The following is a 7,907-nucleotide window of genomic DNA, read 5'->3' as shown; positions in this document are numbered from 1 at the left end:
GGTGTCATAGAACAGGAAATCGGTACCGAAGTACTTCGATACCGATTTACAGATTAAGAATAGCCATTTACAATATCCTATGGATAAGCTTTGCCCAAAATTCGGGATGACTCATGTTTGTATTTTGATGGTAAAATTTACCTTTGTTTTGAAAACAGAGTTTTTTTAAGTTTTTTGAGAGACTGGTTTTATCATTTATTTTAGGCTCTCTATTTCTTCTTTTGTCAATCCAGTAATTTCAATTATGAAATCAGTATCCATTCCTTTCTCCTTGAGCTTTTTTGCAATTTCAAAAGCCTTTTTTAACTGTCCATTATCAAAGGCTGTATCAATTACGTTTTTCAAATCTCTTGATACTTCCAACTTTTGCTTAGATACTTGAAGTTCATGTTGGGTATTTTCTGCCTTCATATTCTTTAAATTTATTCTACAAATTCACCAATTATTTTATTAGTATTGAACTTGTTAGTCTATTTCTGATACTGAATCTGTTTAAACATTTGAAAAGTATTCCCAAATAAGCGAGAATTTTGTGGTACTAAATCATAAAATATCACAAAATGGGAATACTTAGTAATAATACAATTGATACGTGGATTATCCTACATTTAACTGTTGGAAGTAGAGGGTTTGACCCCACAGTACCAATTCATGAGATAGTTAAAGCATTTCTTCATCGCTTAAAGACGGGTTGTCAATGGCGTGAATTACCCACGAAACAATTTTTTAGTAGTACAATTTTAAACCGGAATACCGTGTTACCGTAAAATATAAAATATTTTTATATTTTACATTTTACAAAATAATCTTTCATTCTATTTAGTATTAAAATAAAAGATTACTACTATTTAATGATAAACCAAAGCTATTTTATGAATTTAAAAAAATACTCAATTGTATTATACTACATTTTACTAACATTATGTTCGGTTAAAAGTAATATATCATTTGCTCAAACGAAGGTTGTAGCTTCTAATGTAGAATTACAAAATGAGATGCTGAAAATAAGCTTTAATATTTCTACTAATTCTATGTGTTTAAACTTGTTTAAAGTCGAATTAATTGAAACCAAAAGCAAAAAGAAAACAGTAATTAATCATATTAGCGGTGAATTGAATAATTTAAATTCTGGTAACCACACGGTATTTTGGGATTTCAAACAAGATGGCATTTTTGTTGATAGTGAGTTTGAGGTAATTATTCAATTAGAACCTTGTGGCGAAACAGAACCTAAACCAAGCCAAAATGAGAATAAATTTGTTTATAAACCTCACAGTGTAGGTATGAAAATTGGAGTCTTAGGAGTCGGAATCTTGTCAGGTTTTTTTGCAAATTCTATTAAAAGAAATTTTGATTCTAAAGTTGAAATTCTGAAGTCGATAGAGAGTAGTTTCCCATTGGTAGACGGATATTTTATTTCAAAAAATGGCATAAATACTTGGAATACAGCTTATACCGACGCTCAGAATGCACAAAAGACAGCTTTATTAAATACAATGGTGGCTGTAAGTGTACTATCTCTTGGTTATGAAGTTCTGTTGCTGACAACAAAAGTAAAAGTACCAGAAAGCAAATTTAGTCTGCAGTTACCATCAAATTCATCAGGATTGTCACTAATATATAAATTTTGATAAAATGAAGCATAAATATTTACAGATTTTATTTTATTTTATTTTCCCAATTGCTGTTTTGGGACAGATTAAAATTAATACGATTCAATTAAAAGAAGTGAAATGGTTTCAGCCAGTATTACTAGATGCTAATAATATTTATATAACAAATGTGAATCAAATTACTGTAGAGTGCAAAGCTATTTGTTTAGTTACTTTACAAAAAGAGGATTTTAGTGTATGGGTAGATAATAAGTTAATAAAAGGTGAATCCGAATGTTTAAATAATCAGTTTAAAGCAGTAATAGAAATCAGTAAAGATGAAAATCATGAAATTTATATTGCTGTAACAAAAGGACAAACGACTGTAAAAACCAGTATATTAAATATCAGTCGTCCTCCTAAGAAGAAACGTATTGCATTGCTTATTGGTAATTCAAAATATCAATATGGTACATCTCTTGGCAACAATCCGATTAATGATGCAAATGATATGGGAGAGAGACTAAAATCATTAGGATTTGAAGCCACAGTAATAATTAATGCGAATTTGCAAACAATCAAAGAATCTATCAAATTATTTCAAATAAAAGTGAAAGATGCTGAAATTGCAACCTTTTTTTATGCTGGGCATGGAGTGGAAATTGATGGGAAAAAATATATAATTCCAGTTGATGCAGAACTAAAATCTCCAATTGATGCAAGAGATGATGCATATAATATTGAGACTCTTTTTGATCGCTTACAATCAGGTGGAGCAATTCATAATTTAATTATTTTAGATGCTTGTAGAGATGATCCATTTCGAGCACAAGAACTATCATATAGTAATACCTCAAGAGGATGGAGTAATGTTAGCCGTGGCTTCACTCCTATAGAGTTAGAAAAAACGGATAATGGAAACACTTATTTGGCAATGGCAACGAGTTGGGGTAAAAAAGCTCAAAATGGGGATGGACGTAATGGTGTGTACACAGCCAACTTACTAAAAAATCTAAGAGCCGGAGAAAGGTTGGAAAAAGTTTTTGATAAAACAGGAATAAATGTCAAGGAAGAAACTCAACAAAAACAAAATCCTCAATTTATCAAAGAAATATCATTAGATAGAGAATTTACTTTTTAGAATTAATAGGAACTATTTAAATTGACTACAATGAATAAACAAATTAGAATCTTCATTTATTTTACATTGATATTGACCAATTTAGGCTGTTCTCTGGAATTACCAATTAACAGAAGTTTTAAACAATGTACTAAGACAGCTAATATAACGTCTGTATCTACTCCATTAACACCACTTGATTTAAGTTTAAATATTATTGGTAATACAACGGATATAGATACTGTTGTGTGGTTCATTACAAAAGGGGGAATGGAAATTTTTCGTAGTAATGCCTTAGCTAATAGTCCTTTTTCTCTTACTACTCCAACATTAACTGAAGACGGTAATTTTACCATTACAGCGAGAATAACAGATAAATGTAGCGATAGATATGAAATTACTACAACTTATAGTTATTTTTCTCCTACAGTGTTGAATATCTCAATGGTTCAAGTGGAAGGTGGAACTTTTCAGATGGGAAGTAGTAGTGGGGAAGCTGACGAAAAGCCTACACATCCTGTTACTTTAAGCAGTTTTAGCATAGGGAAGTATGAAATTACTCAAGCACAATGGAGAGCGGTAATGGGAACAAATCCAAGTGGATTTCCTAATTGTGATAATTGTCCAGTTGAACAAGTCCTATGGGATGAAATACAAGTTTTCATATCTAAGCTAAATAGATTAACAGGGAAAAAATATCGCTTACCAACTGAAGCTGAATGGGAATTCGCTGCAATAGGAGGACTTTTAAGTAAAGGATATACATATTCTGGGAGTAATTTAATTGATGAAGTCGCATGGCATGGTGCAAATAGCGGAAAAAAGACTCATGAGGTAGGACAAAAGAATAAAACTAATGAATTAGGTATTTACGATATGACGGGTAATGTTTGGGAATGGTGTAGCGATTGGTATAGTCCTTATCCAAAAGACCCGAGTACAAACCCTACTGGTCCAAGTTCTGGGACTGTACATGTTTTGCGAGGAGGTGGATGGGATAGTGGACTTCCTAATTCACGTGTACTCAACCGTGAAGGATCAGTTCAAACGGTTTTACGAGATAGTGATTATGGTTTCCGTTTAGTTATGAGTCAAAATTAAAACATAATCAATAATATGACAAATTTGAATATTCAATATGGGACATCCATGATTTTAGGATTGTATCATCCTTAAAAAGCTATGCTAAAAAAAATCTCAAGGCTTACAGCTTAAAAGCTATTTCCCAAACTTCCCTCCAAAGAAATCACCTTTGTTCCATGTTGGGGCGGTGTTTTCGTTGGCGGTAAAATAACCGATTAGGAAATTTACTTTTACGTGTGTTGCCGCTGCTTGGAAGTCGAAAGGCTGATTCATGTCGTCTTGTGGCGTGTGATAAATGGTACTTCGCCAAGCTACGTCCGATTTACTTCTGTCAACGCTATCTTCTGGCACAGTCATAAAGCCACTTTTGATAAATAATGCTGGAATACCTTTTTTGATAAAACTAAAATGGTCGCTTCTTACAAAAACCACTTGCTCAGGGAACGGGTCGGGACTTACCTTTAAATTCAGTACTTTCGTAGCCTGTGCTACTTGTTTTGAAAGACTTGAATGTTGTGCTCCATAAGGCACAATATCTAAAATCGGGTGAAAGAAAAATGGCATATCAATCGCTAAATTGGCTACCATTTTAGCATCTTTGATAGGAAGATTATTAGCGAAATAATCAGAACCTAACAAGCCGTATTCTTCGCCCGTTACCACCGCAATAATAATAGAACGCTTGGGAGCTTTGGGCAAGGCACGATAAGCATGAGCAATTTCTAAAAGAATAGAAACTCCAGAAGCGTTGTCGTGAGCTCCATTATAAATTGAATCATTTTTCACGGCTGCACCAATACCGAAGTGGTCGAGATGGGCGGCATACACTACGTACTCATCTTTTAATTTCGGGTCGCTTCCTTCGATTACTCCTACTAAATTTGAACCTTGCACAAACTGATAAGCCGTTTTTACTTTCAGTTTTGCAGAGATATTTAGCGGAAAAGATTGAGCTTTATTGGCTTTGGCATTGGCGTAAATTTCCTCCGCTTTTTTGCCTGAATTACTGAATAGTTTTTCGGCATATTCATTGTTTAGAGTAACGATTCCTTTCAATTCGGGGAAACCGTCTTTGGCAATATTGTTTTCGTCCAACCATTTAAAAGAGCCTTGTTTCGAGCGACGCACTGTGGCATCCCAAGTACTTCTTTTGTCGGTTGGTACGCTGAAAGTAATTGCTCCAACAGCTCCACGCTTGATTGCCTCGTTGAATTTTACGGTATTGTTGGTAAAGTATGCACGCTCGTTTGAACCAAAAGATTCTGGTGCGGCATTGAGCATTACTACAATCTTACCTTTTACATCAATGTTTTGGTAATCGTCATAATTCAATTCGGGAGCATGAACGCCAAAGCCTACAAAAACCAAAGGAGCTTCGATTTCAGAATTTTCATTAATAAAATTCGGACTGAAAATAAAGTGTTTGTTGTAGTCTAAAACCTCCTCTTTTCCGTTGACGAACAAAGATAAAGTACTTTCTTTTTCTCGAACGATGCCTTTTCTAAGCGGTACTTTTTGCAAATAAGAATTGCCGTTGATGGCGGGCTTCAAACCCAAAGCCATAAATTGTGTTTCGATATACTTTGAAGCCAAAGCAAAACCACGTGTTCCGGGCTGGCGACCTTCCAATAAATCATCTGAAAGATAGGTCATTGTGGCTTTAATCGCATCAGGATTGATGGCTTGAAGGGCTTTTTTAGGAACAGATTGCCCGAATATTTGGGATTGAATACTCAAAAAGCATAAACAAAGCCCAAGAAGTACTTTTGTTTTCATATTGAATGATTGATAAATGTTGATGAATACTACAAAACAAAAACTTATTAGTCAGTTTTCAAAGCTATTCTTTTGTAGTTAATTCAATCTGCGTATTTCGTGGCATCGGCAGTTAGCTTTATCTCAACTACTTTTTTTCATTAAAAAGACTGACAAATCTCATATTTTCCTGTAAAAATGGGGCTTAGTTTTGAATAAAAATAAAGAATATGAACTGGGGTAAATCAATTATATTAAGTTTCGTCGTGTTTGCTGGTTTTATTGGTACGATGGTCTATAAAATGGCTACTGCCAAAGTAGATTTAGTGAACAAAGATTATTATCAAAAAGAGCTAAATTATCAAGAGCAGATTAATAAACGTCAGAATTCCTCTCATTTCAATACGCAAAAAACAATGACTTATTCCTCTGAAAACCAAACGCTAAGAATTGGGTTTCCAACGCACGTTAGTAAAGGAAGTGTTACTTTTTTTCGCCCTTCCGACAAACGTTTAGACTTTACCGTACCTGTACCCAAGTCTTCTATTTTTGATTATTCTACGGAGAAATTAGCAAAAGGCAAGTGGAAAGTACAAGCTACTTGGACAGACGGCATCCGTGAGTATTATTTAGAAGATGATGTAGAAATTAAATAAACCATATTGCCACTTTACACACAAACCATTTTTATGCTTTCCGTAACACGGAATTTCATTTCGTGAAACAAAATTTTTATAATGAACATTCTTTTTTCAATAGCTTTTATGACAGGTCTGGCAGGCAGTTTTCACTGTGTTGGAATGTGCGGCCCGATTGCCCTCGCCTTACCTGTCGGGAAGCTAAGTTATGTTCAAGCTACCCTATCTCGGATTTTATACAACCTTGGTCGAATTATCACTTACAGTACTTTTGGTTATGTTTTTGGCTATTTCGGAAGTCAGCTTTTTGTGGCTGGATTTCAGCAACAGCTATCTATTTCAATAGGATTGTTGATGATACTTTTTATCATTCCAAGCAAATTAGCGGCTTTTAATCCTTTTCTAAAAATTGCACATATTTTACAAAAAAGTCTGGGAGGTTTCTTGTCATCAAAGAGTCTCATTGGTTTTCTGATGCTTGGCATACTGAACGGACTTTTACCTTGTGGGATGGTTTATATCGCTTTAGCAAGTGCAATGGCTACTTCTTCGCCTTTTGAAGGAGCAATTTTTATGGCACTTTTTGGCTTAGGAACAGCTCCGCTGATGTTTTCTGTAAGTATTTTACCCAAATTTTTGAGTTTGAATGCACGCAAAAAAATCAATAAATATTTGCCCGTGTATTCGTTCTTATTGGCTGTTTTTTTTATCGTTAGAGGTTTGAATTTAGGCGTACCATATATTAGTCCTAAATTTGAAAAAACACCTACCAGCCAAAACTTATCGGTTTGTCATGGAAAGATAAATCCATAGTAAATCATAATAATTTCAAATTACAACGTTGTTATTATCCAGAACTATTTGGGAATAATCCTAAAAAACTCAAGCCATGAAAAAGATTCTTGTTCCAACAGATTTCTCAAATCTATCGCTTCTTGCTTTAGATGCTGCCGTAGAAATTGCCAGTCAATCAAACGCAGAAATATTGCTTTTCCATTCACAAGCATTGCATTACTTAATCAGCTCTGACCCATTTCCCGTAACGATGTTACCAAATGTTGATTTAGATTTGTATAAGTATGAATTGGACGAAGCCACCAAAAAATTAAATAATATCGCAGAAGCACCGATTTACAATGGTGTAAAAATTACGCCAGTACTATCGGATAGTTATACGCCTATCGAAGACGTTATTGCTGAAAAATCATTTGAAGTAGATTTAATCGTAATGGGTTCGGCAGGTGCTGATGGATGGAAAGAGCTATTCAGTCGCTCGAATGCTGAATCAGTAATCAGAAATGCTCATTGCCCAGTTTTGATTGTGAAGGAGTCTGATAAAAAATTCAAAATGAAGCGTGTAATGATAGCCGTTGATTTTGAAACCAGAATCAACCCTAATTTTATCACTAAATTACTGAATACTAAAACCAAAATCACTTTTGTATATATCAATACTCCTGATGGTTTTGAAGACAGCCACACTACTACAAGCAAAATGTATAAGCTTGCCGACGAATTAGGCATCAAAGAAGTAGATTTCTTGATTTATAATTATTATGGCATTGCGAAAGGAATTATTGCTTGTGCGAAAGATTTAAAATCCGACATGATTGTCCTAACCACCAATAGCAGAAAGGGCTTGAGCCTACTTTTTGCAGGAAGTGTTACCGAAGACGTAGCTAATCATTCAGAAATTCCTGTTTTAGCTTTAGTTTAAGT

At 34.3% G+C, this 7,907-nt stretch carries 8 protein-coding genes; 6 read left to right on the top strand and 2 right to left on the bottom strand.

Features of this window, described 5'->3' with window-relative positions; all coding sequences use genetic code 11:
* Positions 1 to 195 precede the first annotated feature (195 nt).
* Entirely contained in the window at positions 196 to 411 is a 216-nt protein-coding gene (locus tag VB248_RS07525) for a hypothetical protein (RefSeq protein ID WP_323296131.1), read from the bottom strand.
* 461 nt (positions 412 to 872) lie between these two features.
* On the opposite strand from VB248_RS07525, the gene VB248_RS07520 reads away from it, so the two are divergent.
* From VB248_RS07520 to VB248_RS07510, 3 genes are read left to right on the top strand one after another with little or no spacing between them, the layout of a single operon-like run.
* Positions 873 to 1,631: a hypothetical protein gene (locus tag VB248_RS07520; RefSeq protein WP_323296130.1), complete on the top strand. Its 759-nt coding sequence runs from the start codon at positions 873 to 875 to the stop codon at positions 1,629 to 1,631.
* 4 nt (positions 1,632 to 1,635) lie between these two features.
* The gene (locus VB248_RS07515; protein WP_323296129.1) at positions 1,636 to 2,733 is read left to right on the top strand and encodes a caspase family protein; all 1,098 of its coding nucleotides are present in this window, start codon (positions 1,636 to 1,638) and stop codon (positions 2,731 to 2,733) included.
* 30 nt (positions 2,734 to 2,763) lie between these two features.
* Positions 2,764 to 3,813, top strand: coding sequence for an SUMF1/EgtB/PvdO family nonheme iron enzyme (locus tag VB248_RS07510; RefSeq protein ID WP_323296128.1), 1,050 nt, complete (start codon positions 2,764 to 2,766; stop codon positions 3,811 to 3,813).
* 117 nt (positions 3,814 to 3,930) lie between these two features.
* On the opposite strand, the gene VB248_RS07505 is transcribed toward VB248_RS07510, so the two are convergent.
* Positions 3,931 to 5,571 carry a M28 family metallopeptidase gene (locus tag VB248_RS07505; RefSeq protein WP_323296127.1) on the bottom strand — a complete coding sequence of 547 codons (1,641 nt, stop codon included), beginning with the start codon at positions 5,569 to 5,571 and terminating at the stop codon, positions 3,931 to 3,933.
* Between the two features lie 209 nt (positions 5,572 to 5,780).
* Here VB248_RS07505 and VB248_RS07500 point away from each other — a divergent pair, with 209 nt between their 5' ends.
* The 3 genes from VB248_RS07500 to VB248_RS07490 all read left to right on the top strand — a co-directional run bounded on the left by VB248_RS07500 (position 5,781) and on the right by VB248_RS07490 (position 7,905).
* Positions 5,781 to 6,206, top strand: coding sequence for a FixH family protein (locus VB248_RS07500; RefSeq protein WP_323296126.1), 426 nt, complete (start codon positions 5,781 to 5,783; stop codon positions 6,204 to 6,206).
* An 81-nt stretch (positions 6,207 to 6,287) separates the two neighbouring features.
* Positions 6,288 to 7,001: a sulfite exporter TauE/SafE family protein gene (locus VB248_RS07495; RefSeq protein ID WP_323296125.1), complete on the top strand. Its 714-nt coding sequence runs from the start codon at positions 6,288 to 6,290 to the stop codon at positions 6,999 to 7,001.
* A gap of 76 nt (positions 7,002 to 7,077) precedes the next feature.
* Positions 7,078 to 7,905 (top strand): universal stress protein, encoded by an 828-nt coding sequence (locus VB248_RS07490; RefSeq protein ID WP_323296124.1) that lies wholly within the window; start codon positions 7,078 to 7,080, stop codon positions 7,903 to 7,905.
* The last annotated feature ends 2 nt before the right edge of the window (positions 7,906 to 7,907 follow it).

This window comes from Arcicella rigui, assembly GCF_034929435.1.
GTDB lineage: Bacteria > Bacteroidota > Bacteroidia > Cytophagales > Spirosomataceae > Arcicella > Arcicella rigui.
This window is presented reverse-complemented; position numbering and strand designations above follow the sequence as displayed.

Coding starts and splice junctions, on each gene's coding strand:
- VB248_RS07525 (WP_323296131.1), bottom strand. CDS start 411: ATGAAGGCAGAAAATACCCAACATGAACTTCAAGTATCTAAGCAAAAG.
- VB248_RS07520 (WP_323296130.1), top strand. CDS start 873: ATGAATTTAAAAAAATACTCAATTGTATTATACTACATTTTACTAACA.
- VB248_RS07515 (WP_323296129.1), top strand. CDS start 1,636: ATGAAGCATAAATATTTACAGATTTTATTTTATTTTATTTTCCCAATT.
- VB248_RS07510 (WP_323296128.1), top strand. CDS start 2,764: ATGAATAAACAAATTAGAATCTTCATTTATTTTACATTGATATTGACC.
- VB248_RS07505 (WP_323296127.1), bottom strand. CDS start 5,571: ATGAAAACAAAAGTACTTCTTGGGCTTTGTTTATGCTTTTTGAGTATT.
- VB248_RS07500 (WP_323296126.1), top strand. CDS start 5,781: ATGAACTGGGGTAAATCAATTATATTAAGTTTCGTCGTGTTTGCTGGT.
- VB248_RS07495 (WP_323296125.1), top strand. CDS start 6,288: ATGAACATTCTTTTTTCAATAGCTTTTATGACAGGTCTGGCAGGCAGT.
- VB248_RS07490 (WP_323296124.1), top strand. CDS start 7,078: ATGAAAAAGATTCTTGTTCCAACAGATTTCTCAAATCTATCGCTTCTT.